We start from the raw sequence: 23881 nt of genomic DNA, 5'->3' as shown, positions 1-23881 counted from the left end.
ATACTCTATTAATTGTTTTTTGTTAAACCTTTTATAAATCAATGTCTTATAGTGTCTCTTATTTGGTTCACCTGTTTTAAATCAATGACTTAAATGTGTTTTTCTGCAGGTTGACGGGGTTGAATCGATTTGGTTTGGTGTCATCAGAAAACCTGTGCCTGACAAAGCCTTTTAAGGGGGGGGCAGGGAAGGGTGATATCTCTGTTGATAACGTCAGGGAGAGGGATGGCGGTAGCGTTGAAGCATTAGTTAAGCATTGCGTATATGAAAAAAAAACAGGCCTGAGGCCTGTTAAAAATAAGAGCGATAATCAGCTATCGGCCTGTCTGGGGCCAATAATATGCTCTTAAGAGAGAATCGTTTCAGATAACAGCAGTATCGTTGTCAATTGCTTTCATGGACATTTTGTAGTCTGTATGGCTCGACAGTGGGCCAAAAGCAGATGTGTTGGACTTTACTTTGTCTTTAATGAATGCAAATGCACTCAGGATCAGTTCCGCCTGGACTTGAGAACGCATACCTGCGGCTTGCTTATAGATACTGTTGTGAGCTTGTGGAATAGCCATTCTAATCACCATAAATCGAATTTAGCTGAGCGAATATATTCAGTCGATTAGACTTGATCTGTCAGAACTAAATTCAGAAAACAGAAAGGGATCACCCTTCCGAATATGGGCGTATTTTAGACTTTGGTCGCAACGGTGATAACTGATCAATTTTCAGATAAATGATGAGATAAATTCACTATATTGTCAGCGGGTGGTTTTAATCAGCATACTTCATAATGGTTATGATCTGCAGGCGCATATTTACCTGCTCTTTTTCCCTGAGTATAGTTGACGGGCAGATTGCTGAATCTGTTTAGCCTGGGAGTTTAACAATGAAGATACTGGCGTTATCAGGAAGTAGCAGAGAGGCATCCTTTAATCGCAGATTACTTGATATTGCGGTTGCGGGAGCCCGGCAGGCAGGTGCTGAAGTCACTGTTGTTGATCTTAGCGAATATGAATTGCCGCTATACGATCAGGATCTTGAGTACAGTGAGGGGGTACCAGAAGCGGCTGCAGAGCTGAAAAAGCTGATGGTAGAGCATCATGGGTTGCTGATTGCGTCTCCTGAGTACAACGGCTTTCCAACCCCATTGCTGAAAAACACCTTTGACTGGCTCTCCCGCAAACAAACCGAGCACGAGCCGCCGATGTTTGCGTTTCAACACAAAATTGCCGCAGTGGTTGCTGCATCACCCGGTGCAGGTGGCGGAACCCGTGGACTGACTATCCTGCGTATCTATCTTCAGAACCTCGGTATTATGGTGCTTCCGGGACAGGTGACTCTGGGGCAGGCTGGACAGGCATTTCGGGAAGATGGCCGGTTGCATAATGATCAGATACAGAAAGCCACCGAGTCTTTGGGGGCGGAGCTGTTTGAAGTGCTTCAGAAACAGTCTGACCGGTTAGACTGATAGTGGCTGAAGACGACAATTTTATTGGTTTTTCCCCGGCATCAGCACGTAATCGTGTGCCTATACTGGAAGCCCTGCTCGGCTTGCTGAGAGGGGATGAGGCGGTTCTGGAAATAGGCAGTGGCACTGGTCAGCATGCCGTTTATTTCAGTCAGCGATTGCCGCATCTGCGCTGGTTGCCCTCAGATGTTGCACAACAGTTGCCGTTGCTGCAGGCTAATCTTGAAGCGCACCAATGTGACAATATTGATCCGCCACTGCTTGTTGATCTGCAGCAGCCTCAGTGGAGTTCAGGGCTCTCCCCTGTTGAGCTGATATACACTGCGAACACTTTACATATCATCAGTTGGGCGGAGGTGATCTCACTGTTTCGAGGGCTCTCAGGTGTTCTGCGACCTGCTGGGCGGCTCATGCTCTATGGCCCGTTTCGTTATAACCAGGGTTTCACTAGTGAGGGGAACGCCCAGTTTGATCGCTGGTTGAAAGATCGGGATCCCAACAGTGGTATCCGGGATTTTGAGCAGGTGCAAGCGCTGGCGCATGAGGCTGGTTTGACGCTGGAGGCGGATATCTGCATGCCTGCTAATAATCAGCTGCTGGTGTGGCAAAAGGCTTAAACAGTTGTTAAAGGCTCGACTGAAGTGATAGTTGGCATCGGGGAGAAGATGATCAGTCAGCAGGTTTGGCGAAAACGAAGTTGTCTTTAGATCACTTCACCTTTGAGTGTCCAGAGGAGAAGTAAGGGGCTGCGACCCGGAGGTCACAGCCGGGCGATAAAAACATTACAGGATGGTAACGTTCTCAGCCTGTGGGCCTTTCTGGCCAGAAGTTACTTCAAAAGAAACTTGCTGTCCTTCGTTCAGGGTCTTGAAGCCATCAGAGTTGATAGCGCGGAAGTGAACGAATACGTCAGGACCGTTATCCTGTTCGATAAAACCGTAGCCTTTATCGGCATTGAACCATTTAACGGTACCAGTAGATGTAGACATAATTGTATTCCCTACAATAGTTTTTTTAAATAATTGTACTTCTGATGAAGTCAGAAGCACGGGTTAAGCTAAGAATGCAGGGACTACATTTATGACTAAGGGACACACAGGTTAATCTGATGGACTCTTTGATACATAAAAATCGGGCCGTACTTTCAAGCTGATTTAATTCTATGACATTTGATAAAAGAGTAAAAGAGTTATTTTTAAATCGTTTTATTGTTGCAACTTATTGTAATTAAAGAGTTTATTGTTTTTTCTAACGGGCAGATTAATGTAACATAATCGCCTGTCATTATTTTATCCGGCGTTTTTTACACTCTTGTTAAGGTTGCTAATCACTACTAACTGTTGTGATATCGGTCTGAATTTGTTTTGTGGATGGTGAGTCGTTCTGTCTCTGACGGGAGCGATTGCTATGGGATCCGTTTTAACCGGCCAGAAATCTGCAGGCGCTTAATGCCCTGTTGCTGTCGACGCGAAAGTGAGCTGTCAGTAGTGCTGAGAGACTAAAGTTGTGCGGACTGGGTTTGTATGACGTTCCAGAGTGTATATGGAGGCGCCTTCGGGAAGGTGTTATCCGTTCCTTCCCAAAGGTTGTGGTTCAATGTTTACCACATCAGATCGTCGGGGATCTGATAATCTGCATAGGGGTCATCCGGGTCGATCTCTTCCACCTTCTGGCGACTGATAATCAGTTCCGGGCGACGTTCGCTGATCTTTTCTGCGACGCCAGCGGGTATCAGAATATAGCTGCCTTTGCTGGCTGCAATGGCCAGATTGCCCTTCGCTAATTGTTCCTGCAGTGTTTTATTGACGTAGAGTTTCTTGATGGTGGTGCCATCGACGAAGTTGTATTCAACCTCACCTTCGTGAGGCATGCTAATACTGTTCTGCATCAGCATCTGTACACAGGATGCATCGATTGAACGGCGGGTGAGTTCATCTTCACGCTGACGATTCAGTTCCCGGTCTCGTTGCAGTTTTTCCTCTTTCGCTTTGGCAATGGCCTGTTCCCGTTCCAGCTGTTCCGGGTCTTTAAACACTTCGCCTTTCTTTACCGCTTTTGCCTGTTTCGTTTGCTTGCGTTTTTCAGCTTTGGCTTTGTTTGCCTGCTGCTTATTTGCCAGACCCGCTTTAAGAAGCTGATCCTGTAAAGATCCTGCCATGTTATTTATCCTGCATTCTGTCGCACTCAGGTTGTGAACTATATCGGACATCGGGTTGTAGCTCCAGATCAGCGGCCGATTAGATTGGAGTTCAACTAAAGTTTAATTCTTCATTTCGCCGATGTTGATCTGAAGCTAATCTATTATAAAAAGTATGGGTATGTTCTTGAAATGTTAACAGTTACTCAGTAAAAGGATTTATCGCCTCTGAAATCGGTTGGAATATGATGCAGTGGCGGTAAAGAATAGATAATAAAATATGCGGGGAAACTATGTCTGATCAACTTCTATCCGGTGTCGTTAAGTGGTTTAACGATGAGAAGGGTTATGGCTTTATCGAACGTGAGAGTGGTGCTGATGTATTTGTGCATTATCGCGCAATCAATGGTACAGGCAGGCGCTCACTGACGGAAGGTCAGCAGGTAACCTTTGAGATAACGCAGGGACAGAAAGGCTTGCAGGCTGATAACGTAACGGTAACAGCCTGATCTGCTTGACCACCGGTGATGTTTCACCGGTGGATATCTTCTTTATCTGCGCTTTTCCTCTTTAATCTCTCAGCACACTGTTGTTGAATAGTGATATCGACAACTGAAACCGGTGCGAATAACTAACATGAAAATTGCTGTGTACTGTGGAGCGTCCTCCGGGCCCGCAGAGGGCCCCTATAAGCACGAAGCGCGACAACTGGGTCACCTGATGGCCCGGCAAAAGATTGAACTGGTGTATGGCGGTTCGAGCATCGGACTAATGGGCAGTGTGGCTGATGGTGTGCTGGAAGCAGGGGGGCATGTGTGTGGTGTGATGCCTCAGGTGCTGGTTGACCGGGAGCAGGTGCATGTGGGGCTGAGCGAGCTTCATGTGGTCGAAGATATGCATCAGCGCAAGGCGGTGATGATGGAGTTGGCGGATGCATTCATTGCCCTTCCGGGAGGCACCGGCACACTGGAGGAGCTGTTTGAGGTTTGGGCGTGGCGACAGATCGGTATTCACCATAAACCGTTTGGTTTACTGAACATCCATAACTATTTCGATAATCTTCTGGCGTTTATTGCCCACGCCGCAGAGGAGGAGTTTATTCGGGATGAGTATCGGGATTTCTTGCTGGTGGATAATCATCCTGAGGGGTTGCTCTCCCAACTGACGGCGAAGCTGACCGAAAAATGAGCGGGACGAAGGTACGCCGTTTTTGTGTTGTTAGTTCAGGTTGGCGGATCTGTTAATATCCTGCTTTAACATTTTTTATGCTGGTGGGCCGTTCGGCCTGCCTGAATTACTTTGGAGTCAGTATGTCAAAAATGCCGGAAGGACGCCCTTCACTCAGGACGATTGCGATGCCGGGGGATGCTAACCCGGACGGGGATATCTTCGGTGGCTGGATTATGGCGCAGATGGATCTGGCCAGTGGCAGTTTTGCGTCACAGGAATCAAAGTGCCGGGTCGTGACGGTAGCGGTGGATGCGATGACTTTTCATAAGCCGGTTTATATCGGGGATGATGTCAGTTGCTTTTGTAAGACGGCTCGCTATGGCACCACTTCAATGGTGGTTCATGTGGAGACCTGGGTGCAGCGTCACCATAGTGAGTTGATTGAAAAGGTGACCGAGGCAAACTTTACCTTTGTGGCGATTGGCAGTGATGGCCGTCCAAAACCTGTTAAGGCTCAGGCGGTATAAAGCGGATATAAAAAAACGCGCCAAACAGAGACTGTTCAGCGCGTTTATATGGCCGCAGGTTATGCTGCGAGGGGACGGGTTACTGACGAATACCTTCTACGTTCAGATTTAGATAAACACTTTCTGATGCGGGGCCCAGATTGAAGTTGATACCATAATCTTTCAGTTTCAGCTCAGTGGTTCCCTGGAAACCGGCACGGTAACCGCCCCATGGATCTTTTCCTTCACCTATCTTTGTCACTGCGATCTCAATCGGTTTGGTTACTCCACGCAGTGTCAGATTGCCGCTCAGTGTTGCGGAACCATCGGCTGCAGGCGTGAAGGCCGTGCTGACAAATTTCGCTTCAGGGAATTGTTTGACTGCCAGAAACTCATCAGAACGCAGGTGTTTGTCCCGTTCTGCATGGTTGGAGTCAACACTCTCAGGGTTGATGTTGACCATAATGGTGGAGGCTGCAGGGTTTGCTTCATCGTAACTGAAGCTGCCATTAAATTCGTTAAAACGGCCAACAAGCCAGCTGTAGCCAAGGTGTTTAATGCTGAAATTGATAGAAGCGTGGGCGCCTTTGTCATCAATCACATAATCGGCTGCCTGAGCCGATGTGATGGTTCCGGCCAGAATTGCACCAGCAATAACGGTCTTCAAATTCATGGATTAGTCTCCTGACGCATGTTTATCATGCGGGTTAAGGTTTTATCTTTATCAATAAAATGGTGTTTCAATGCAGCCAGTGCATGTATAGCCGCCAGGCTGACAAGCAGTGTTGCGGCGATATAATGGATCTCACCGGCTATATCCTCCTGATTTTTAGTTACCGCAGGCAGTGCTGGTATCTCAAACCAGTTGAATACCTCTATCCCCCGACCATCTGCGGTCGAGATCATATAGCCGGACACCAGCGCAATCAGTGTTAGCAGATACAGCAGCAGGTGTGCCGCTTTGGTCGCTAATAACAGAGGCTGTGGCTGTGGCAGGGGGGCTGGTGAGGTGTTGGCTATTCGCCAGAGAACTCTGAGTACAACCAGGCCCAGCAGAATCATACCTATACTTTTATGCCAGTATGGCACGGTGTGATAGTCCGCATCATAGTATGTCAGCGTACCGATATAGAGTCCCAGTGGATACATGCCGATAATGATCAGCGCAGTGATCCAGTGCAGCAGAATTGAGCCCAGGCCAAATGTTTTCCGGTTGTCTTTAATCGCGATCGGCATATCTCAGATCCATGATGACAGGCGAGCGTAATCGCCTGTCATCGACTGTATTCCTGTTTCCAGATTACTGTTTCCAGCGTTTAGCGGCGGCTGCTACCCGGGCACCCAGTGCCTGAGCGGTATCGCGGTCGCATTGTGGCGGCGCAACATCAGGGCCTTCATCTGCGTTACTCTGAGCCATTGCACCCAGATAGCTGCCAACGCGGTTGAGACTTTGGGGATCGCCCTGGCTGCTGTTGTTGCCGTTGGCAATCGCCAGGTTAACCCAGTTCATACCGTGCTGTGCCGCAAAGATCGACATCTGAATCAGGGTGTTGAGTTTGTCACCACTGAGGCTGGCTGAGTTAGTGAAACCGGCTGCCAGTTTGTCTTTCCAGCCCTGTTCAGCCCAGATCTTTGAGCTGGCGTCCATAAAGCACTTAAACGGACCACTAACTGAACCCATGTAGGTTGGTGAGCCAAAAATAATGGCATCAGCGCTAGCCAGATCGTCCCAGTTGATGGCTTCCAGGTCGGCCACAGACACGGTAACCGCCACCGCACCGGCATTTTCTACGCCAGCCGCAACTGCCTGGGCCAGTACTTCAGTGTGCCCGTAACCACTGTGATATGCGATTGCTACTTTTACCTGATCAGACATGAAGAGTACCTCGTTAAATTGTGTTATCGGGTTGTGTTTCCGTAGTCATACCCACTGTAATGATTCATAATGAATTCATCTAATGCATTATTGTGATGATTACTATGCGTGAAGTGAATTTAAGGTCTGTTGATCTGAATCTGCTGGTGGTATTGCAGCAATTACTGGAAACCCGGCATGTTACCCGGGCGTCAGAGTTATTGAACATGAGCCAGCCTGCGGTTAGCCGGGCGTTGCAACGGCTACGGGAAACGTTTGATGATCCGCTACTGGTAAGAACGGCTCAGGGGTATGACCTGAGTGCCCGTGCTATTGAAATTCTGCCCCGGTTGCAGGTTCTGACCAGTAGCGTGGAGCAGCTGATTGCCGAGCCAAAGTTTAATCCGGCTAAAGCGGTTGATGTGGTCAGGGTCTACGGTCTGGATCTTGAAGTTGCCTGCTTCGTTGCGCCGCTGTTTAAAGTATTACGCAATGAAGCGCCTCAGATGCGTCTTGAGGTAAGAACTGAACCGCGTAACCATTTTGAGCTGCTGGAGACCGGCGAGGTCCACTTTTCCCTGACCGGAATGGAGCCCGAGACTGGCGAAGGGCAATACCGGCGTCTGCTGATCGCGCAATCGGGTATCGTATGTATGATGTCGGCGGATAACCCCCTGGCTATGGGCGATCTCACTCTGGAACGATACCTGTCGGCCAGCCACGGGCTGGTTTCGATGACCGGCAAAGGACCGGGGCACGTGGATGATCGGCTGGCAGAGATGGGGCATAAACGCCATCTGGCGTTACGCTTATCTAACTTTATGACGGCTGCGGATTTCTGTGAAACATCTGATCTGCTGTTTGTTTTGCCGGAAATTGTTGCCAGACGTATCGCTCTGGGTCGGAACATTGCCTTAAAACCGGTTCCGGTTGAATTATTAGTATCGCCGATTAACTTTTTCCTCTACTGGCATGAACGTTACCATCGGGACCCGATGTGTCGCTGGATTCGTCAGCGGGTTTTACAGGTACTTTAAGCTGTAAGTTGAACCAAAGTAGCGGTTAAGTCGCCGCAAAGTACAATGGCTGAAAAAGCTCTCTGGACGGATTATTTATCATTGTCCGCCGGAGCCTGTGTATGTTTTTTATCTCAACATTAAGAGCCATCGCACTTCTTTCTCTGATATCTCTCAGTGGTAACCTTTTCGCTCAGGTGTCTGAAGCTGAGATACGTACCATTTTCCCCAAACTCACCCGGGTGGGTGAGCCGCTGCAAAGCCCTCCGGTGGTGCCTGTTTACCAGTTGGATCAGTTGTTAGGTTATGTATTTGAAACCAATGATCTAACCAATCTGCCTGGTTTTTCGGGAGAGCGGATTAATCTGCTTATCGGTATGGATGCCGGGGGCAAAATAGTGAAGATCAAAGTACTTAACCACCACGAGCCGATTTTTTTGCATGGTCTTGGCGAACGGCCGATGCTTGAGTTTCTCAGTCAGTATGAGGGGGTAACTGTTGATAAACGGGTGATCGTTGATAGCCGCCATAAGGGGCAGGATGCCGAGGGTTCCGGAACGGTTTACATCGATGGTGTTACCAAAGCGACAGTTTCGGTGCTGGTGATGAACGATACGGTGCTATCTGCCGCGTTACAGGTCGCCCGAGCCTATCTTGACGGTTTTGAACGCCCGCCGACAGTGGCTGTACGGGAGGATATTTTTCAACCCTATAGCTGGCAGCAGTTAGAGAGCAACGGGCTGCTGCGCCACTGGACGGTTTCCAAAGATCAGCTACAGCAGGGTTTTCCAATGGCGCTGGAAGATTATCAGGACCCTGAACTGCAACAGGCGCTGGCAGAGTCCGATCTGCCCGGGCGCTATTACTATGCATATCTGAATACGCCGGTGACTGGAAAAAATATCCTGGGTGAGCAGGACTTTGCCCGACTGCAGGCGGCGTTACGTCCCGGAGAGCATGCGCTGCTGGTCGCATCGGTAGGGGATTATGGTTTTCTTGAACCGGAGTTTCGCCGTGGCACAGTGCCCAGTCGTCTGGGAATGTCTCAGAATGGCTTACCCGTTGATATTCGCGATCTGGATTTTTTTGATAACTCACAACCTCACCTGCCTGCCGATGCGCCCGCTTTCGAAGAGTTGCGGGTGTTCAGAATAAAAGCGCAGTCAGGCTTCGATCCTTCGCAGCCGATGGCCCTGAATCTCGATCTGGATCTGCCACGCAACCATCTTATCCGTGATCAGGCCCAGTTTGAGGACAGCTATCAGCTGCCAGCCGAGTTGTTTGATATCACTGTGATTGAGGAGGCTAAACCCATGCCTCTGTGGCAACGCTTATGGCTGGATCGCTGGGTGCAGATTTCCGGACTGCTGCTGGCACTGCTGGTGGTGACTGCGGCATTTATCTGGCAGCACCGTCTGTCAGCCCACAGCCGTTTGTTCCACCGGGTTCGCTGGGGAGTAATGTTGTTTACTTTGGGTTTTATCGGTATTTATGCCCAGGGACAGCTCTCGGTTGTTAATATTTATACGCTGTTGCTGCAGCTGGTTAAAGGGTTTGATATTGAGGTTTTCCTGTTAGATCCGGTACTTTTTGTCCTTTGGACCTATGTGTTTATTAGCCTGTTTCTCTGGGGGCGTGGCGTTTTCTGTGGCTGGCTCTGTCCTTTCGGCGTATTACAGGAGATCGCCGCTAGACTGGGTAGTCTGTTGAAATTGAAACAGCTAAAAATTCCACCGGGGATACATCAGTCATTACAGAAACTGAAATACCTGTTGTTAGTGGTTCTGGTGGGCAGTGCCTTCTGGTCTGTCACACTGGCGGAGCGCCTGGCTGAGCTGGAACCCTTTAAAACGGCAATTACTCTGGTGTTTGTGCGCAGCTGGCCCTTTGTTATCTACGCTGTGCTGCTGTTAGTGGTGGGAATGTTTATCCATAAATTCTTCTGTCGCTACCTCTGTCCGTTGGGGGCAGGTCTGGCTGTGCTGGGCCGGTTCAGTCTGTTCCATTGGCTGCACCGTAGAGCCGAGTGCGGTAGTCCCTGTCAGTTATGCAAAGTCCGCTGCGGCATTGACTCGATTAACCGGGATGGCTCGGTTGATTACAATGAGTGTATCCAGTGTATGGAATGCATCGTCATTCTGAACAACGATGATCAGTGCGCTATTGAGCTGTCGCAGAGTAAACAGCGGGCAAAAGCCGCCGGGATCAAAAGCGATATTCCGCTGCAGCAGCTGTAACGCACTGCAGCAACCGTATCGCTGTCAGCCCAGGCCGAGCTTAATACCCAGCAGTACCAGTCCGCCCCCGATGACTCGTTCGATGGTGCACCGTAGCCGTTTCAATCCGAGCTGAATGGCTGGCCGTGTCAGTAGCAGGATAATGATGCTAAGCCAGCTAAACTCTACCAGCACTGGAGTGGAGCAGTATAAGATCTGCATTGGCAGGCTGGTGACCTCTGCGACCACATGACTGAAGATCGCCACAAACATAATCAGAATTTTTGGATTAAACAGACTCACCATCATGCCGGCGATAAACGGGTTATCACTGCCAGCTTCTGTCTCAGAACTATGTTTGTCAGCGCGTGTGGCCAGATAAACCATCCCCAGATAGATCAGATAGGCACTGCCAAGCCAGCGAATCGCGGCATACAGAGCCGGAGTGCTTTCAATCAGGGCCGCCAGCCCTATCACCGACAGTAACACGTGGATCGCCAGTGCGCTGGCCAGCCCCAGAGCCGTGATAAATCCAGAGCGTCGTGACCCCTGTAGTGTATTACGTAAAATAATTGCGGTATTTGCGCCCGGAAGCATCGCCCCCAGCAGCATTACTCCGGCAAAGATCAGCCATTCAGTCATCGATTTGTTCCATTCGGAAGGGCGATTCACACCGCCTGAGTTAATGGCAGGGATTTTAGTTATCAGACTGGGGATTGGCGAATACCGATATTAGATAAAGGTTATCAGCTTTAGTTATGACGTGAGGTTATGATCTGTCGTAGTGATTGAGGGCGCAGGTGATGCTGCCAGAGCTATTCACGCAGGCTGTGCAGCATCCGTTCGCGAAGGTAGCGGTGGGCTGGGTCACCCTGGAGTCGCTGATGCCAGATCAGATAGTAATTACTGGCGGGGATCTTCAGTTGATCAGGCAGTGGCATAATGCTGAGGCCGTAGGTGCTACCGAGCGTGGTCGCAATGCGTGAAGGCAGGGTCAGTAGATAATTGGCGCGGCTGGTGATCGCCATAGCGGAGTGGATAAAGGGCACGGTCAGTTTCATGGCGCGTTGCAGGTTCAGTTGCAACAGTGCTTCATCGACGGCGCGAATCTTATCGCCACCGGCGCTGATGCCAATATGTTCCGCAGCGATATAGTCTGCCAGCGAGAGTGTTTGTCCTGCCAGGGGGTGGTTCTGGTTGACCAGGCAGCTGTAACTATCACTGCCAAGCTGTTTTCCATAGATATCATCGGGGACCGTATCCAGGATACAGGCAGCCAGATCCATTCGTCCCTGGCGCAGGCTTTCCATCATTCCCGGATGCCAGAGATGAAAATGCAGGCTGATTCCCGGTGCATCCTGCTGCAGATCAGTCATCAATGGCGGCAGCAGGTCATGGGTAATAAAATCAGTGGTTGCGATATTAAACTCGCCAATATAACCGGCAGGTTCAAACTGACCCGGAATCAGCAGACTTTCAAGATGATTCAGTGCTTCAGGTAGTTGTAGCCATAGCTGTTCACCCCGGGGCGTGAGGTGCATATTATTTCCCACCCGGACCATCAGCTGATCAGCAAAGATCTCCCGTAGCTGACTCAGGTTGCGGCTCATTGCGGGCTGGCTGATATGCTGCGCTGTTGCAGCCGCTGTGACACTTCGGTTATGCAGAAGATAGTACAGAGAGATCAGCAGGTTAAGGTTGATACGGGCAAGTTCCATCTGGCAAGCATATCAGTAATACTGATAACGTCAATTCTCATGCAGGGGTTGCAGCGGATGGTAAAAAAAGGGATCCTGTGCCCACTATCAATTGAACTATAGGATTTTATTTATGGCACGCGCGACGGCCCGACATATTCTGGTAAGCAGTGAGACTCAGTGCGCTGATCTTAAATCACAAATTGAGGCGGGTGCTGAGTTCGCTGACCTGGCTAAAAAACATTCCAGCTGCCCATCCGGTGGTCAGGGTGGTGATCTGGGTAGTTTCGGTCCCGGTCAGATGGTTGCAGAGTTTGATAAAGTGGTCTTTTCAGCTCCTGTGGGCGAAGTACAGGGCCCTGTACGCACCCAGTTTGGTTATCATCTGCTGGAAGTGACCAGCCGCGAAGATTAACTGTCTTGTTTATGAGACTGCTGTTGCAAGGGTGCGCAGTAGTCTTTCTCCTCTGATCGGGACGTAAACCAGATATAGTCAGCGGTCTCTGCGTTACTACTGATCGCCTCAGCGGCCGTTTTGATACTGTCATCGGTTTCTGTCAGTAAAATCGAAACAACCGGTTCCGTGGTGAGCTTTCGAAGATGTTGCGGGATACCCGTATCCTTTCTGGCGTGGAACGCTCCGGTGATTAGAATTGCCTGCATCTGCTCCCCCAGCTGATGGTTTAAAGCATAAGCCATGCTGGCATCCCGGCTGAGTTGAATATCCGTCATTGGTCCCATCTGCTCAAAGGGTATTGTCCTGCAGTGGCTTTCATAAACCTGTTGCTGAATAGTGGCGCGGATAGTTTGCGGAATCGTGCTGACGGTTGCCAGACGGGGCTGATCCGGTAATCCTGTTTGATAGATCTGCATCAGCACGGGTTTACTCAGGTTGCCCGCTTTAAGTTGATTACCCTCTCTCAGGGCTGCGCTGATCAGCGGGCCGTAGTCTTGCCAGGGCCAGTTGCGATCATTCCAGTTGAGTAAGGTTTTAATCTCACTTTCGCTGCTCATGGATGAAAGCCTGGCGAGACTCTCGCCCTGTTGTTCATCCAGCATCTCCAGAACTAAGCGGGTGTTGCTGCCATTTTGCAGTGCTTGTAAAAGCTGCAGCTCCCGCTGATGGTGTTCCGGGTTATCGTGCTTTTCGCCGATAAGAATAAAGCGGTGGTTGCGCAGCTGCTTAAACAGCTCTTCCGGACTGATCTGTTTGCCGTCGGCAAGGGCGATAATTTTTCCACGGAGAGGGTGGGCTTCAACCTGAGACGCGGGCTCTATCAGGGCGGCTGATTCTGGCCGTTGATTATACTGACAACCGCCGGTTAGCAGCAGAGTGCCCAGTAGAGCATATGAAATAAGTCGGCTCAGAATCCGTTCTTTTGACTGCATTTAAATCTGCCCCCTTTTCAGCAGCGAAGTGCTGGGGTAACGTTATAGAAAAGTAGAGTATAAGGAGAAACATATCATGAAACCGGGAATTAAAGTTAGCGTCCGTAAGAAAGGTGAACAGGCGGATGGCGTAGACCCACAGATGCAGCAGCGAATAGATGAAGCCGTGCATTTTGTTCAGGGATTGCGGAAAAAGGGTGATAACGTCAAGCAGATGATGGAGAAGCTTAATGAACATGACCACAAGCATCCCGATGGCAGTGACTGGAGCTACGATTCACTGCATGACTTTATAGCAGAACACCATATTTGAGGTTGTTGTAACTCTGTTATGGCCGCTGCCCGATGGCAGGGAAGCCTGCTGTGTGAAGCCTGATCCATTCAACGGCTGCCTGTTCACTTGAGAATCGGCGGCCCTTCCTGTGTTGTTTTAGCGTGGTTGCTTTCAATCTGACAGATCAGCTCTATCATGCGGACGCTGCAAGCCTGGCGGTGTAAACGTGAGGCTGATATCGAATGAGCGCCCCGGCATAATGTACGCTGCATTACAACGTTAGTCCTGCCAGACCAGACTCCGGGAACCGGGGCTGAGGTTTTCCACTGAGCCGGTTTAAGTAAGGCCTTAGGGTTAAGGTCAGACAGGCTTGTACAACGTTACCCTTGTATTGCCATTAATGACAAACCTCTTGACACTGATGGCGTTTTTCAAGGGGGAAGAAAGGGCTTCTTTAGCTGCAATTAACATTTAAGTTGTTGATATTAAATTAGTAAATAGCTTTGGCCCTATTCCTGCTATATGAAGGATATCGTAAAAACATATCTGGAGAGTGACTCATGGTACATGAAGAGCAAGGTGTTGAGGTTATCGGTATCGTTTCAACTGTTCTGATGGTGGTAGTCGGTCTGGTGGTCGGTATATCGCCCATGCTGGTACACGTAGGGATGTTGATATCCTGACCGTTTTTTTATTGCTATGTCTTAAGGTTGGCAGATCAATAAAACCCTTTTCAATGATCATCCAGCCTTCAGGGGATTCCATAATCCCCTTTTTTATAGTAATTTATGTAACCAGTTACGTAATTGGTTTTATATGTACGGCTGTTAGCAGAGTTGAGTTATATGGATTACATGAAAAGTTTTGGCAGCCTGTCACTGGGTAGCCGGTTAAAGCGTTTGTCTGATCGCTTAGTTCAGGATGTTAATCAGTTATATCAGAGTCAGGGCATCCAGCTGAACCCGACGTTCTTTCCGCTGTTTAATATCCTGCATCAGCAGGGATCAATGACCGTGACTGAAGCGGCAGAGAGGTTGGGTGTTAGTCACCCGGCAATCAGTAAAATTGCCCGCAAAATGCAGCAGGAGGGGTGGCTGAGTAAAACGGCTGATCCGGCCGATGACAGGCGTCAGTTGCTGGCGTTGACAGCAAAAAGTGAATCGTTACTGGAGCAGATTGCTCCGGTCTGGACAGCGATTCAGTCTTACCTTGATGCGTTGATTGGTGCCCAGCAGCACCCGATACTGGAGTCGCTTACTGAGTTTGAAACATTGCTGCAACAGCAGGGATTTTATGCCCCCATAGTAAAGCAACTTGAGCGTCGGAACGAGGGGCAGCAGGTTACTATTCAAGGCTGGGATGCCGCGCTACGGGATGATTTTAAACGGCTGAATATGGCCTGGCTGAAGCGTTATTTTGATGGCGAGATAACCGAGCGGGATGAAGACGCGCTGAATAACCCGGAAGGCTACTATCTTGCCCGGGGCGGTTATATCTGGTTTGCCCGTAATGTCGCAGATAACCAGGTGGTGGGGTGCGTGGCACTGGCGTGTCATGCGGATGGCCGCTTTGAAATTTCGAAAATGGGCGTCGATGAAGCCTGGCAAACGGTGGGTGTCGGTCGCAGGCTGCTGATGGCCGCGCTGGATAAGGCCCGTGAACTCGGGGTTGCAGAGGTCTTTCTTGAAAGCTCAAGTAAACTGGACAGAGCGTTGCAGCTATATCGCAATCTGGGGTTTAGACAGATGCCCCATCCGGATGGACACTCCTATTACAGTCGGGCTGATATCTATATGGCGCTGAGTTTATAGGCATGAGTTTACGGGTATGAATTGTAACGCTATGGATCAGAATAATGTTTCTTTAAAACGCCGGGAGATGCTCGGTGGTGCCAAAGCCACCATCCCGCTGATAATCGGCGCTATCCCGTTTGGCATTATCTTTGGCACTCTGGCTGGCCCCAGTGGCTTGTCCGCGCTGGGTGCACTGGCGATGTCGGTGTTTGTGTTCGCCGGTTCAGCGCAGTTTATTGCCCTTGGACTGCTGGCGGCGGGTGCCGCAATCCCTGTGATTATTGCCACAACCTTTGTCGTCAACCTGCGGCATATTCTCTATGCCGCCAACCTGGTACCCAAAGTTGGCCATCTGCCTCATCGCTGGCGGCTGATGATGGCGTTTGGGCTGACCGATGAAACCTTTGCCGCAGTCAGCAACCGTTTTCTGCTGCAGGACAATACCGAACATGCGCACTGGTTTTATCTGGGGTCCTGGCTGGCGATGTATGGCAACTGGGTTCTTTGCACCGCATTAGGGATCGCTTTGGGTGAGCTGTTCCCGGATATGACCGATTGGGGGCTGGATTTTGCTATGTCCGTTACTTTTATCGGTATGGTGGTTCCCTATCTGAAGAGTAAACCGATGTGGGGTGCGGTAATCGTCTCCGGTGTCATCGCTATGGCAACCATCGGTATGCCTCATAAGCTGGGTTTAATGGTGGCGGCACTGTGTGGTATCTCAACCGGATTATCCCTGCACCTGCTATTAAAACGTCAGTCAGCACCGGAGAGCGCATATGAGTGAAGCATTGTTGATTCTGGGGATGTTTCTGGTGACCTTCAGCGTTCGCTATGTGCTGTTTGGCGTTGCTGGTAAAGTACGTTTTCCTCCCTGGCTGACAACCGGGTTGAGTTTTGTACCCCCGGCAGTGCTGACCGCTATCATTGTCCCGGCGGTGCTGTTGCCCCGTGGAGAGTTATGGTTGCGGGCAGATAACCCCTGGTTGCTCGCTGGTGTATTTGCTGCACTGATATCGTTCTGGCGTCGGGATCTGCTGACCACGATTGTTGCCGGTATGCTGTGCTTTATGTTGTTAAGATTCGGCTTCGGCTTTTAAAGGTTTGGGTTCTCAAAGCACTTTTTGAAAACCGTGTTAGTAAGCCCGGTAACCGTATACAGGATAAACTGACAAGCTGCTTTCCAGATAAATGACAGGGTTTATCTGTAACCCTCCCCGTTACAGCTGCTGATGGGTTATATTCTGTCTGTTGGCATATAACTTGTAGACTGATATTGCAGTCAGAGCAGGTGTGAGCAGAGGCGGGTTATTATCAATTCAGCAATCAGTATCCGGATCAGTGGACAGGTACAGGGGGTCGGCTTTCGTCCCTTTGTGTATAACCTTGCCCGCCGCCTTGGCCTGAAGGGCACCGTTGCCAACTCTGCAGCAGGTGTGGAGATCTTTGCGGAGGGCCCGGCCGCCGATCTGGCACTGTTCCGGCAATTGCTTGAGCAGGAACAACCCCCGATGTCGCTGATTGATGCGCTGAGGGTAGACCCTTCTGAACCACAACAACTCACTGGTTTTAGTATTGTTGCAAGCCGCCAGGGTAATCTGCAGCTGGGGGTAACACCCGATGCTGCCGTCTGTCCGGATTGTCTGCATGAGCTGTTTGATGCGGATGACCGGCGCTATCTTTACCCCTTTATCAACTGCACTAACTGTGGTCCGCGCTACAGTATTATCCGGGCGCTGCCCTATGATCGTCACCAGACAACCATGTCTGAGTTCAGCCTTTGTCCTGCCTGTAACGCTGAATATTCCGATCCTGCGGATCGTCGTTTTCATGCTCAGCCAAATGCCTGCTCAGCGTGTGGCCCCCGGTTAAGTTTTGTTGATGGGGCAGGAGAGCTTCAACAGGGTGATTCGCTAACCGCCGCGGTGAACCTGATACAGCAGGGGATGATAGTTGCCGTTAAGGGGATCGGCGGATTTCATCTCGTGTGTGATGCCCGCAACCCTGCGGCAGTTGCACGGCTGCGACAGCGTAAGCATCGTCCGGTTAAGCCTTTTGCCGTGATGGGGCTGAATCCGCAGTCGCTAGCCTCGATAGTGTCGCTGAATGCCGCACGACAACAACGCTTACAGTCGCAGGATGCCCCGGTTCTGCTGTGTCCTTCCCGTGAGAATCTTCCGGAGGGAATTGCCCCCGGACTGGCCTGGTGCGGGGTGATGCTGCCCCATACCCCGTTGCACTATCTGTTGTTGCACCGCTTGTGCGGCAGTCCTGCCGGAACCGACTGGCTCAGTCAGTCGCAGTCACCTCTGCTGGTGATGACCAGCGGTAATCGTAGCGGTAACCCACTGGTGACCGACAACAATCAGGCAATCACCCAGTTACAGGGGATCGCCGATGGCTTTCTGATGCATGATCGTGATATCCACATCCGCTGTGATGATTCAGTGGTTAACGGTCTGTCGGATAGCATGCCGCTGATTCGCCGGGGCCGGGGGCTGGCCCCGCAGATGATCCGCCTGCCGCAGAGTGGCCCGGCGACCCTGGCCGTCGGCGCGTTTTTTAAGAACACTATCTGTCTCACCCAGGGAGACCGGGCCTATGTATCCCAGTATATTGGTGACCTGGATAATCCGGACTGCTGTCAGTCGCTGGCGGAGATGACCGGACATCTGAGCGCTCTGCTGGGCATCAAGCCTGAGCAGGTGGTCTGTGATCAGCATCCCGATTTTTATAGCAGTCGTTTTGCCCGCGACTATGCGCAACAGATGGGTATTCCGTTATTCAGCGTCCAGCATCACCACGCGCATATCGCCTCGGTGATGGCAGAATACCGCATCAGTAAACCGGTGTTGGGGCTGGCATTGGATGGTCTGGGGTTAGGTCCCGATAAACAGTTATGGGGTGGTGAACTGCTGCGGGTGGAGGGGCATCAGTATGGTCGTTTAGGCCATCTGCCTCAGCTGGCTTTGCCCGGTGGAGATCGCGCCGCCAGTGAACCCTGGCGTTCTGCCGCAGCGGTTTTGCATCGTCTGGGCCGCAGTGATGAAATTCTGGCCCGCTTCACTCAGCCTGCCGCGATCACCGTTAAACAGATGCTGGAACAGAACTTCAACTGCCCGCACACCAGTAGTGCAGGCCGGCTGTTTGATGCGGTCGCATCCCTGTTAGGTATCTGTCATATCAACAGTTTTGAGGCGGATGCCGCGATGCAGCTGGAAGCCAGTGCTTACCGTTATCTGCAACAGTTTGGCTGTCCGAACCAGAATTTGATGATCGACTTCAGTGAGTCTGGCCAGCCGCTGCTAAACCGGCTGCTACACTGTATCGCTGATATTGATGACCCTGAATTGGGTGCTGCCCTGTTTCACCTGCAGCTGATTGATGGGCTGAGTCGCTGGGTTATCGATCAGAGTAAAATGGTTAATATACACCGTGTGGTTTTGGCGGGCGGATGTTTCCTCAATCAGATACTGTTACAGGGCATCACTGAAAAATTACAGCAGGCGGGAATGGCCGTCTATAGTGCGTCAAAGCTACCCTGCAATGATGCGGGTATCAGCCTTGGGCAGGTGCAGATAGCGCACTGTCTGGCGCTGCAAAATAACAACGAAAAACAACCGGTAAAGGGGTTATCCCAATGTGTTTAGCAATTCCCGTAGAGGTGGTTAAAATACTCGATAGCGACACGGCGATTGCCGACATCGGTGGCGTGCGTAAAGAGATTAATATTGCGCTGATCGAGGATCTGCTTGTCGGTGATTTTGTCATCCTTCACGTCGGCTATGCCTTGAATAAAATCGATCCGGAAGAGGCGCGCAGGACACTGGAGCTGTTTGCTGAATTGGGCGAGCTGCAAGACGCTATCAACGACAATCAACAGGTGATCTCATGAAGTATGTCGATGAATATCGGGACGGTAAACTGGCGCGGGAGATCGCCGAACGTATCCGCAACGAAGCGTCGCCATCCAGGGTGTATAACCTGATGGAGTTTTGTGGCGGGCATACCCATGCGATTTTTCGCTACGGTATCCCTGATCTGCTGCCGGATAACGTCAACATGATTCACGGGCCGGGGTGCCCGGTGTGTGTTCTGCCGATCAGCCGTCTGGACACTGCAATCGAGCTGGCGGTTACCCATGGCGTTATTCTCTGCTCTTATGGCGATATGATGCGGGTGCCCGGTTCGCGCAAACGTAGCCTGCTGAAAGCCCGCGCAGAGGGGGCTGATGTGAGGATGGTCTACTCCTGCATGGATGCGCTGAAACTGGCACAGGATAATCCAGACCGTGAAGTGGTGTTTTTTGCTATCGGTTTTGAAACCACCACCCCGCCTACTGCACTGGTGATCCATCAGGCCCGCAAACTGGGTCTGAAAAATTTCAGTGTCTTCTGTAACCATGTGCTCACACCTGCAGCGATCAGCAGCATTCTCGATTCCCCTGAAGCGGGAGAACTGGGGCTGCTGAAACTGGATGGCTTTGTTGGTCCGGCCCATGTCAGCACCGTGATCGGCAGCCAGCCCTATGAACGCTTTGCCGAAGAGTATAGTAAACCGATTGTGATCGCCGGTTTTGAGCCTCTGGATCTGTTGCAGGCGATTCTGATGCTGATCCGTCAGGTGAATGAGGGACGGGCAGAGGTTGAGAATGAGTTCTCCCGTGCCGTGACCCGGCAGGGTAATGAGCGTGCCAGACAGGTGGTGGATGAAACTTTCGAAGTGCGTGAATCGTTCGAGTGGCGTGGGCTAGGGTTCGTGCCGCTGAGTGCACTGCAGATCAGAGAGGAGTTTGCTGAGTTTGATGCTGAAAAACGTTTCCCGGTGAAATATCGCAGTTCAGCGGAAAACTCCGCTTGTCTGTGTGGCCCTATTTTGCACGGGGTTAAATCCCCACGGGACTGTACGTTGTTTGGCGGGGCCTGTACGCCGGAAAATCCACTGGGCCCCTGTATGGTGTCCAGTGAGGGAGCCTGCGCTGCCTATTATACCTATGGTCGTCATCAGGACTCATTGATAGCCAAAGAGAATGCCTGATACACAGAATAAGACTGTTAAAAAGCTGCTGAGATAGATAAGGGTTTAGACAATGACCAAGCGAACTGAATACAGCCATGCGCTGGATCTGCAGAATGGCCGGGTAGAGATGGCTCATGGCAGCGGTGGTAAAGCGATGGCGCAGCTGATTGATGAGCTGTTTTTGCAGGCGTTTTCTAACCCCTGGCTGGAGCAGATGAATGATCAGGCCTGTTTTACCCTGCCGCCAGGACGGGTAGTGATGGCCACTGACAGTCATGTGATCTCGCCGCTGTTCTTTCCCGGAGGTGATATCGGTTCATTGTCAGTGCATGGCACGGTTAACGATGTAGCGATGTCAGGAGCGGTGCCAAAATATCTCTCCGCAGGATTTATTCTGGAAGAGGGGTTCCCGCTGGCAGAGCTGCAACGGATTGTGCAATCGATGGCCCGCGCCGCAGAAGAAGCGGGTGTCGCCATCGTTACCGGTGATACCAAAGTGGTGGAGCGGGGTAAAGGTGATGGCTGCTTTATCAACACCACCGGCATCGGTGTGGTGGTGGAACAGCTGAATCTCTCCGGTAACCGGGTGCAGCCGGGGGATAAGATTCTGCTTTCCGGCACTCTGGGAGATCATGGTGTCGCCATTATGTCCCTGCGTGAAGGACTGACCTTTGACACCACCATAGAGTCTGACAGCCAGTCCCTGCATGATCTGGTCGCCGCAATGGTAGCCGAAGTGCCCGGGATTAACTGTATGCGCGACCCAACCCGGGGCGGATTAGCCGCCACCCTGAATGAGATCGCCCAGAGCAGTGGAGTCGGGGTCACTATCTACGAAGCCAATATCCCGGTTAAACCCCAGGTCAGTGCCGCCTGTGAGTTTCTCGGGCTGGACCCACTCTATGTGGCTAACGAGGGTAAGCTGGTGGCATTTTGTCCGGCAGATAAAGCAGAACAACTCTTGGCGATGATGAAAAAACATTCGAAAGGGCAAGAGGCTGCGATTATTGGTGAAGTGACCGCCGATCCGCTGAAGTTTGTGCAGATGGAGACTGTGTTTGGTGGAAGGCGGATGGTGGATTGGATATCGGCCGAGCAACTCCCTCGCATCTGCTGAGTCTTCCCATGGAAACGTCATGCTGCGTTTACGCTCACTCGTGTAAGAGAGCTACACGTCGTTCGCCAGGCCTTGCCTGATGCTCCCCTACACCCGCTCAGTTCTTCGAAACTGCTGGGAAAGTCATGCTGCGTTTACGCTCGCTCGTGTAAAGAGCTACACGTCGCTTGCCAGGCCTTACCTAAAGCCAGCGTTTCACGGGCTATCGAATCTTTAAGTGATTCGGAACGGGTAAGTCTGATATTCTTGATAAACTAGTCAGCTGTTTAGCGACAGTCATGAATAATGAGGGCGTTGGATGAAACTGATCATACTGATGGTAGCACTTCTGATTGTTGGCTTGCTCACCATGCAGCAGATGGCGCCGAATGCTGAGACACCTGCCAGTTCAGTTGAGCTCAACTCCGCGAATAGTGCTGCTGAGATTCCGCAAGTGCCGACCCGGCCTGATCAGGTGAAGCAGTTTGGTGAAGATATGAGTGAGTATATTCAGAGCGAGGCGGCGAAAAGAGCGGCGGCGTTGGAAGAGGCGCAGAAGCAATAATCTCTTAACTTTCTAATATCTCTTTCATAATCTGTGTTCTCGGTGGCGAATATTTTCTTCCGCTTTCGCTTTGCTGTATGTTTGGCCTGCTACGCTTCCCTTATCGGGTGAAATACCGGATGATCCGGTTTCTATGTTGGTCTGTATAACTAAGCACGAAATAACATCTATAGGTAACAATTATGATTCAAGTGGGTGATAAAATTCCGGCCGTCAGTGTAAGCACTATTTTTGCTGGCGAAACCTCTGCGGTCAGTACGGAGCAACTGTTTGCGGATAAGAAAGTCGTGTTGTTTGCGTTGCCGGGGGCATTTACGCCGACCTGTTCTGCATCTCATCTGCCGGGTTATATTGTTAAGGCGGATGATATCTTCAGTAAAGGTGTTGATCTGATCGCCTGTCTTTCGGTTAACGATGCGTTTGTTATGAAGGCGTGGGCTGAAACGCAGAATGCTGAACAGATCACCATGGTTGCCGATGGTGGGGCTGACCTGACTAAGGCGCTGGGGCTGGATATGGACAGCGGCTCTTTCGGCGGTATCCGCTCTCGCCGTTACGCGATGATCGTTGAAGATGGTGTGGTGACTGCGTTGAATATTGAAGAGCCGAAAACCTTTGAAGTGAGTAGCGCTGAAGCGATGCTTGAGCTGCTCTGATACAATCGGATTCATTTAAGTCAGTGAGTAATGTAGGACACCTATGCAAGATGTAATTGATGCACTGCGCGACGCGAATATCGATGTTGTCACGCCTCTGGAACTACCGGAATTTGACGACGTCGTTGCGGCAGAGGAGGAGATCTGTGTACCGCTATATCCGGATTTTAAGGAGTTTTTACTCACAGTCAGCGATGTTATCTGCGGTTCTCTGGAGCCTGTGACGGTGGCTGACCCCTCTTCCCATACCCATCTGCCGGAAGTGGCTGCGTATGCCTGGTCGATCGGGCTGTCCCGTGAACACACGCCGATCTGCGCTCATGATGGTGGTTTTTATGCGGTGACTATTGAAGGCTCAGTGGTTTACTGGACGCCGGAGAGTGGTGAGGTTGAGGAGTGGACCACGGTGTGGGAGTGGGCCAGAGAGGTCTGGCTTGTCAGCTAATCTTTCAGATGATAAAAACGGCTCACATGAGCCGTTTTTTTTATGCTGTTTTGAGTGCCAGCTCCCGTTGTTCACCGGCCTTGAGTATCAGAATCATACCCGCGCCTAATACCGAGATCGCTGCGGCGATATAGAGGGAGTCGGCATAGCTGCCACCGCGGTCGGCGATAATGCCAGCAATCGCGGGGGCTGCGATCTGTGCAATGCCGTAGAGCAGGGTCAGTTTGCCCATCAGCTTTGCCGGTTTGGTGGGGTAGAAACGACCCGCCATCGCCAGCACCAGACTGACGATACCGATAAAGCTACCGCCGTAGAGGACTGCACTGGTTAACACCACCCAGAGCGAATCGTCCAGCACCGGCAGAATATTGCCGACAATCTGAATCAGAAAAGCGATCAGCAGGGCATTCAGCTCCCCCAGTCGGCGGGCAACTCTATCCCAGAGAATCACTGCAGGGGTGGCACTCAGGCCGACAAAGATCCAGACGATCTGGCCGTCACCCTGCAGCGCTGGCTGTGCTTCAACAATCGCCACCAGAAAGGTGGCACTGATCACATAGGCATAACCGGCGCAAAAATACATAA

General features: G+C 51.0%; 30 protein-coding genes. 20 read left to right on the top strand and 10 right to left on the bottom strand.

Going from position 1 to position 23881, the window contains the following annotated elements; all coding sequences use genetic code 11:
- Window positions 1-362: 362 nt before the first annotated feature.
- Window positions 363-566, bottom strand: coding sequence for a hypothetical protein (locus ACQY8X_RS11795; protein WP_428035340.1), 204 nt, complete (start codon window positions 564-566; stop codon window positions 363-365).
- A 314-nt stretch (window positions 567-880) separates the two neighbouring features.
- On the opposite strand from ACQY8X_RS11795, the gene ACQY8X_RS11790 reads away from it, so the two are divergent.
- Both ACQY8X_RS11790 and ACQY8X_RS11785 read left to right on the top strand, forming a co-directional pair.
- The gene (locus tag ACQY8X_RS11790) at window positions 881-1462 is read left to right on the top strand and encodes an NADPH-dependent FMN reductase (RefSeq protein ID WP_428035339.1); all 582 of its coding nucleotides are present in this window, start codon (window positions 881-883) and stop codon (window positions 1460-1462) included.
- Between the two features lie 2 nt (window positions 1463-1464).
- Window positions 1465-2079 carry a DUF938 domain-containing protein gene (locus ACQY8X_RS11785; protein ID WP_428035338.1) on the top strand — a complete coding sequence of 205 codons (615 nt, stop codon included), beginning with the start codon at window positions 1465-1467 and terminating at the stop codon, window positions 2077-2079.
- 165 nt (window positions 2080-2244) lie between these two features.
- On the opposite strand, the gene ACQY8X_RS11780 is transcribed toward ACQY8X_RS11785, so the two are convergent.
- Entirely contained in the window at window positions 2245-2451 is a 207-nt protein-coding gene (locus ACQY8X_RS11780) for a cold-shock protein (protein WP_299199852.1), read from the bottom strand.
- Window positions 2452-3062: 611 nt separating this feature from the next.
- Entirely contained in the window at window positions 3063-3620 is a 558-nt protein-coding gene (locus ACQY8X_RS11775) for a DUF2058 domain-containing protein (RefSeq protein WP_428035337.1), read from the bottom strand.
- A gap of 272 nt (window positions 3621-3892) precedes the next feature.
- Here ACQY8X_RS11775 and ACQY8X_RS11770 point away from each other — a divergent pair, with 272 nt between their 5' ends.
- The 3 genes from ACQY8X_RS11770 (at window position 3893) to ACQY8X_RS11760 (ending at window position 5296) form a co-directional block, all read left to right on the top strand.
- Window positions 3893-4108 carry a cold-shock protein gene (locus ACQY8X_RS11770; RefSeq protein ID WP_428035336.1) on the top strand — a complete coding sequence of 72 codons (216 nt, stop codon included), beginning with the start codon at window positions 3893-3895 and terminating at the stop codon, window positions 4106-4108.
- Between the two features lie 127 nt (window positions 4109-4235).
- Window positions 4236-4787, top strand: a complete 552-nt coding sequence (locus ACQY8X_RS11765) for a TIGR00730 family Rossman fold protein (RefSeq protein WP_428035335.1) — start codon at window positions 4236-4238, stop codon at window positions 4785-4787.
- Between the two features lie 122 nt (window positions 4788-4909).
- A complete protein-coding gene (locus ACQY8X_RS11760; protein WP_428035334.1) occupies window positions 4910-5296 on the top strand; it encodes an acyl-CoA thioesterase in 387 nt (128 codons plus the stop codon).
- 79 nt (window positions 5297-5375) lie between these two features.
- Here the strand turns inward: ACQY8X_RS11760 and ACQY8X_RS11755 are convergent, their stop codons facing one another.
- The 3 genes from ACQY8X_RS11755 to ACQY8X_RS11745 all read right to left on the bottom strand — a co-directional run bounded on the left by ACQY8X_RS11755 (window position 5376) and on the right by ACQY8X_RS11745 (window position 7151).
- Window positions 5376-5948: a YceI family protein gene (locus ACQY8X_RS11755; RefSeq protein ID WP_428035333.1), complete on the bottom strand. Its 573-nt coding sequence runs from the start codon at window positions 5946-5948 to the stop codon at window positions 5376-5378.
- Window positions 5945-6511 (bottom strand): cytochrome b, encoded by a 567-nt coding sequence (locus ACQY8X_RS11750; protein WP_428035332.1) that lies wholly within the window; start codon window positions 6509-6511, stop codon window positions 5945-5947. Before ACQY8X_RS11750 ends, ACQY8X_RS11755 begins: the two co-directional genes overlap by 4 nt.
- A 64-nt stretch (window positions 6512-6575) precedes the next feature.
- Entirely contained in the window at window positions 6576-7151 is a 576-nt protein-coding gene (locus tag ACQY8X_RS11745) for a flavodoxin family protein (RefSeq protein WP_428035331.1), read from the bottom strand.
- A gap of 104 nt (window positions 7152-7255) precedes the next feature.
- Here ACQY8X_RS11745 and ACQY8X_RS11740 point away from each other — a divergent pair, with 104 nt between their 5' ends.
- Window positions 7256-8167, top strand: a complete 912-nt coding sequence (locus ACQY8X_RS11740) for a LysR family transcriptional regulator (RefSeq protein WP_428035330.1) — start codon at window positions 7256-7258, stop codon at window positions 8165-8167.
- A 101-nt stretch (window positions 8168-8268) separates the two neighbouring features.
- Window positions 8269-10383: a 4Fe-4S binding protein gene (locus ACQY8X_RS11735; RefSeq protein WP_428035329.1), complete on the top strand. Its 2115-nt coding sequence runs from the start codon at window positions 8269-8271 to the stop codon at window positions 10381-10383.
- A 24-nt stretch (window positions 10384-10407) separates the two neighbouring features.
- Here the strand turns inward: ACQY8X_RS11735 and ACQY8X_RS11730 are convergent, their stop codons facing one another.
- Both ACQY8X_RS11730 and ACQY8X_RS11725 read right to left on the bottom strand, forming a co-directional pair.
- Entirely contained in the window at window positions 10408-11004 is a 597-nt protein-coding gene (locus ACQY8X_RS11730) for a LysE family translocator (protein ID WP_428035328.1), read from the bottom strand.
- 173 nt (window positions 11005-11177) lie between these two features.
- Window positions 11178-12080 (bottom strand): LysR family transcriptional regulator, encoded by a 903-nt coding sequence (locus ACQY8X_RS11725; RefSeq protein WP_428035327.1) that lies wholly within the window; start codon window positions 12078-12080, stop codon window positions 11178-11180.
- A gap of 112 nt (window positions 12081-12192) precedes the next feature.
- Here ACQY8X_RS11725 and ACQY8X_RS11720 point away from each other — a divergent pair, with 112 nt between their 5' ends.
- Window positions 12193-12474, top strand: a complete 282-nt coding sequence (locus ACQY8X_RS11720; RefSeq protein ID WP_299199830.1) for a peptidylprolyl isomerase — start codon at window positions 12193-12195, stop codon at window positions 12472-12474.
- Here the strand turns inward: ACQY8X_RS11720 and ACQY8X_RS11715 are convergent.
- Window positions 12471-13448 carry a ChaN family lipoprotein gene (locus ACQY8X_RS11715; RefSeq protein WP_428035326.1) on the bottom strand — a complete coding sequence of 326 codons (978 nt, stop codon included), beginning with the start codon at window positions 13446-13448 and terminating at the stop codon, window positions 12471-12473. The genes ACQY8X_RS11720 and ACQY8X_RS11715 overlap by 4 nt on opposite strands.
- Window positions 13449-13524: 76 nt before the next feature.
- Here ACQY8X_RS11715 and ACQY8X_RS11710 point away from each other — a divergent pair, with 76 nt between their 5' ends.
- From ACQY8X_RS11710 to ACQY8X_RS11655, 12 genes are all read left to right on the top strand, one after another.
- On the top strand, window positions 13525-13761 hold the full coding sequence (locus ACQY8X_RS11710) for a hypothetical protein (RefSeq protein WP_428035325.1): 237 nt from the start codon (window positions 13525-13527) through the stop codon (window positions 13759-13761).
- Between the two features lie 521 nt (window positions 13762-14282).
- Window positions 14283-14405, top strand: coding sequence for a hypothetical protein (locus ACQY8X_RS11705; RefSeq protein ID WP_428035324.1), 123 nt, complete (start codon window positions 14283-14285; stop codon window positions 14403-14405).
- 162 nt (window positions 14406-14567) lie between these two features.
- Window positions 14568-15533 carry a bifunctional helix-turn-helix transcriptional regulator/GNAT family N-acetyltransferase gene (locus tag ACQY8X_RS11700; protein WP_428035323.1) on the top strand — a complete coding sequence of 322 codons (966 nt, stop codon included), beginning with the start codon at window positions 14568-14570 and terminating at the stop codon, window positions 15531-15533.
- Between the two features lie 16 nt (window positions 15534-15549).
- On the top strand, window positions 15550-16302 hold the full coding sequence (locus tag ACQY8X_RS11695) for an AzlC family ABC transporter permease (protein WP_428035322.1): 753 nt from the start codon (window positions 15550-15552) through the stop codon (window positions 16300-16302).
- Window positions 16295-16615 (top strand): AzlD domain-containing protein, encoded by a 321-nt coding sequence (locus ACQY8X_RS11690; RefSeq protein WP_428035321.1) that lies wholly within the window; start codon window positions 16295-16297, stop codon window positions 16613-16615. Before ACQY8X_RS11695 ends, ACQY8X_RS11690 begins: the two co-directional genes overlap by 8 nt.
- A gap of 210 nt (window positions 16616-16825) precedes the next feature.
- A complete protein-coding gene (gene hypF, locus ACQY8X_RS11685) occupies window positions 16826-19165 on the top strand; it encodes a carbamoyltransferase HypF (protein ID WP_428035354.1) in 2340 nt (779 codons plus the stop codon).
- On the top strand, window positions 19156-19410 hold the full coding sequence (locus tag ACQY8X_RS11680) for a HypC/HybG/HupF family hydrogenase formation chaperone (RefSeq protein WP_428035320.1): 255 nt from the start codon (window positions 19156-19158) through the stop codon (window positions 19408-19410). Before hypF ends, ACQY8X_RS11680 begins: the two co-directional genes overlap by 10 nt.
- The gene (gene hypD, locus ACQY8X_RS11675; protein ID WP_428035319.1) at window positions 19407-20552 is read left to right on the top strand and encodes a hydrogenase formation protein HypD; all 1146 of its coding nucleotides are present in this window, start codon (window positions 19407-19409) and stop codon (window positions 20550-20552) included. The genes ACQY8X_RS11680 and hypD overlap by 4 nt, the downstream gene beginning before the upstream one ends.
- A gap of 52 nt (window positions 20553-20604) precedes the next feature.
- On the top strand, window positions 20605-21651 hold the full coding sequence (hypE, locus tag ACQY8X_RS11670; protein ID WP_428035318.1) for a hydrogenase expression/formation protein HypE: 1047 nt from the start codon (window positions 20605-20607) through the stop codon (window positions 21649-21651).
- Between the two features lie 298 nt (window positions 21652-21949).
- Window positions 21950-22195: a hypothetical protein gene (locus tag ACQY8X_RS11665; protein WP_428035317.1), complete on the top strand. Its 246-nt coding sequence runs from the start codon at window positions 21950-21952 to the stop codon at window positions 22193-22195.
- 182 nt (window positions 22196-22377) lie between these two features.
- The gene (locus ACQY8X_RS11660; protein ID WP_428035316.1) at window positions 22378-22851 is read left to right on the top strand and encodes a peroxiredoxin; all 474 of its coding nucleotides are present in this window, start codon (window positions 22378-22380) and stop codon (window positions 22849-22851) included.
- A 43-nt stretch (window positions 22852-22894) separates the two neighbouring features.
- A complete protein-coding gene (locus ACQY8X_RS11655; protein ID WP_428035315.1) occupies window positions 22895-23296 on the top strand; it encodes an SMI1/KNR4 family protein in 402 nt (133 codons plus the stop codon).
- A gap of 40 nt (window positions 23297-23336) precedes the next feature.
- Here the strand turns inward: ACQY8X_RS11655 and ACQY8X_RS11650 are convergent.
- Window positions 23337-23881 (bottom strand): YbfB/YjiJ family MFS transporter (locus ACQY8X_RS11650; protein WP_428035314.1); only part of this gene is annotated, 545 nt, incomplete at its 5' end.

Source organism: Amphritea sp., from assembly GCF_050300915.1.
GTDB lineage: Bacteria > Pseudomonadota > Gammaproteobacteria > Pseudomonadales > Balneatricaceae > Amphritea.
This window is presented reverse-complemented; position numbering and strand designations above follow the sequence as displayed.

Coding starts and splice junctions, on each gene's coding strand:
- ACQY8X_RS11795 (WP_428035340.1), bottom strand. CDS start 566: ATGGCTATTCCACAAGCTCACAACAGTATCTATAAGCAAGCCGCAGGT.
- ACQY8X_RS11790 (WP_428035339.1), top strand. CDS start 881: ATGAAGATACTGGCGTTATCAGGAAGTAGCAGAGAGGCATCCTTTAAT.
- ACQY8X_RS11780 (WP_299199852.1), bottom strand. CDS start 2,451: ATGTCTACATCTACTGGTACCGTTAAATGGTTCAATGCCGATAAAGGC.
- ACQY8X_RS11775 (WP_428035337.1), bottom strand. CDS start 3,620: ATGGCAGGATCTTTACAGGATCAGCTTCTTAAAGCGGGTCTGGCAAAT.
- ACQY8X_RS11770 (WP_428035336.1), top strand. CDS start 3,893: ATGTCTGATCAACTTCTATCCGGTGTCGTTAAGTGGTTTAACGATGAG.
- ACQY8X_RS11765 (WP_428035335.1), top strand. CDS start 4,236: ATGAAAATTGCTGTGTACTGTGGAGCGTCCTCCGGGCCCGCAGAGGGC.
- ACQY8X_RS11760 (WP_428035334.1), top strand. CDS start 4,910: ATGTCAAAAATGCCGGAAGGACGCCCTTCACTCAGGACGATTGCGATG.
- ACQY8X_RS11755 (WP_428035333.1), bottom strand. CDS start 5,948: ATGAATTTGAAGACCGTTATTGCTGGTGCAATTCTGGCCGGAACCATC.
- ACQY8X_RS11750 (WP_428035332.1), bottom strand. CDS start 6,511: ATGCCGATCGCGATTAAAGACAACCGGAAAACATTTGGCCTGGGCTCA.
- ACQY8X_RS11745 (WP_428035331.1), bottom strand. CDS start 7,151: ATGTCTGATCAGGTAAAAGTAGCAATCGCATATCACAGTGGTTACGGG.
- ACQY8X_RS11740 (WP_428035330.1), top strand. CDS start 7,256: ATGCGTGAAGTGAATTTAAGGTCTGTTGATCTGAATCTGCTGGTGGTA.
- ACQY8X_RS11735 (WP_428035329.1), top strand. CDS start 8,269: ATGTTTTTTATCTCAACATTAAGAGCCATCGCACTTCTTTCTCTGATA.
- ACQY8X_RS11730 (WP_428035328.1), bottom strand. CDS start 11,004: ATGACTGAATGGCTGATCTTTGCCGGAGTAATGCTGCTGGGGGCGATG.
- ACQY8X_RS11725 (WP_428035327.1), bottom strand. CDS start 12,080: ATGGAACTTGCCCGTATCAACCTTAACCTGCTGATCTCTCTGTACTAT.
- ACQY8X_RS11720 (WP_299199830.1), top strand. CDS start 12,193: ATGGCACGCGCGACGGCCCGACATATTCTGGTAAGCAGTGAGACTCAG.
- ACQY8X_RS11715 (WP_428035326.1), bottom strand. CDS start 13,448: ATGCAGTCAAAAGAACGGATTCTGAGCCGACTTATTTCATATGCTCTA.
- ACQY8X_RS11710 (WP_428035325.1), top strand. CDS start 13,525: ATGAAACCGGGAATTAAAGTTAGCGTCCGTAAGAAAGGTGAACAGGCG.
- ACQY8X_RS11705 (WP_428035324.1), top strand. CDS start 14,283: ATGGTACATGAAGAGCAAGGTGTTGAGGTTATCGGTATCGTTTCAACT.
- ACQY8X_RS11700 (WP_428035323.1), top strand. CDS start 14,568: ATGGATTACATGAAAAGTTTTGGCAGCCTGTCACTGGGTAGCCGGTTA.
- ACQY8X_RS11695 (WP_428035322.1), top strand. CDS start 15,550: ATGAATTGTAACGCTATGGATCAGAATAATGTTTCTTTAAAACGCCGG.
- ACQY8X_RS11690 (WP_428035321.1), top strand. CDS start 16,295: ATGAGTGAAGCATTGTTGATTCTGGGGATGTTTCTGGTGACCTTCAGC.
- ACQY8X_RS11680 (WP_428035320.1), top strand. CDS start 19,156: ATGTGTTTAGCAATTCCCGTAGAGGTGGTTAAAATACTCGATAGCGAC.
- hypD (WP_428035319.1), top strand. CDS start 19,407: ATGAAGTATGTCGATGAATATCGGGACGGTAAACTGGCGCGGGAGATC.
- hypE (WP_428035318.1), top strand. CDS start 20,605: ATGACCAAGCGAACTGAATACAGCCATGCGCTGGATCTGCAGAATGGC.
- ACQY8X_RS11665 (WP_428035317.1), top strand. CDS start 21,950: ATGAAACTGATCATACTGATGGTAGCACTTCTGATTGTTGGCTTGCTC.
- ACQY8X_RS11660 (WP_428035316.1), top strand. CDS start 22,378: ATGATTCAAGTGGGTGATAAAATTCCGGCCGTCAGTGTAAGCACTATT.
- ACQY8X_RS11655 (WP_428035315.1), top strand. CDS start 22,895: ATGCAAGATGTAATTGATGCACTGCGCGACGCGAATATCGATGTTGTC.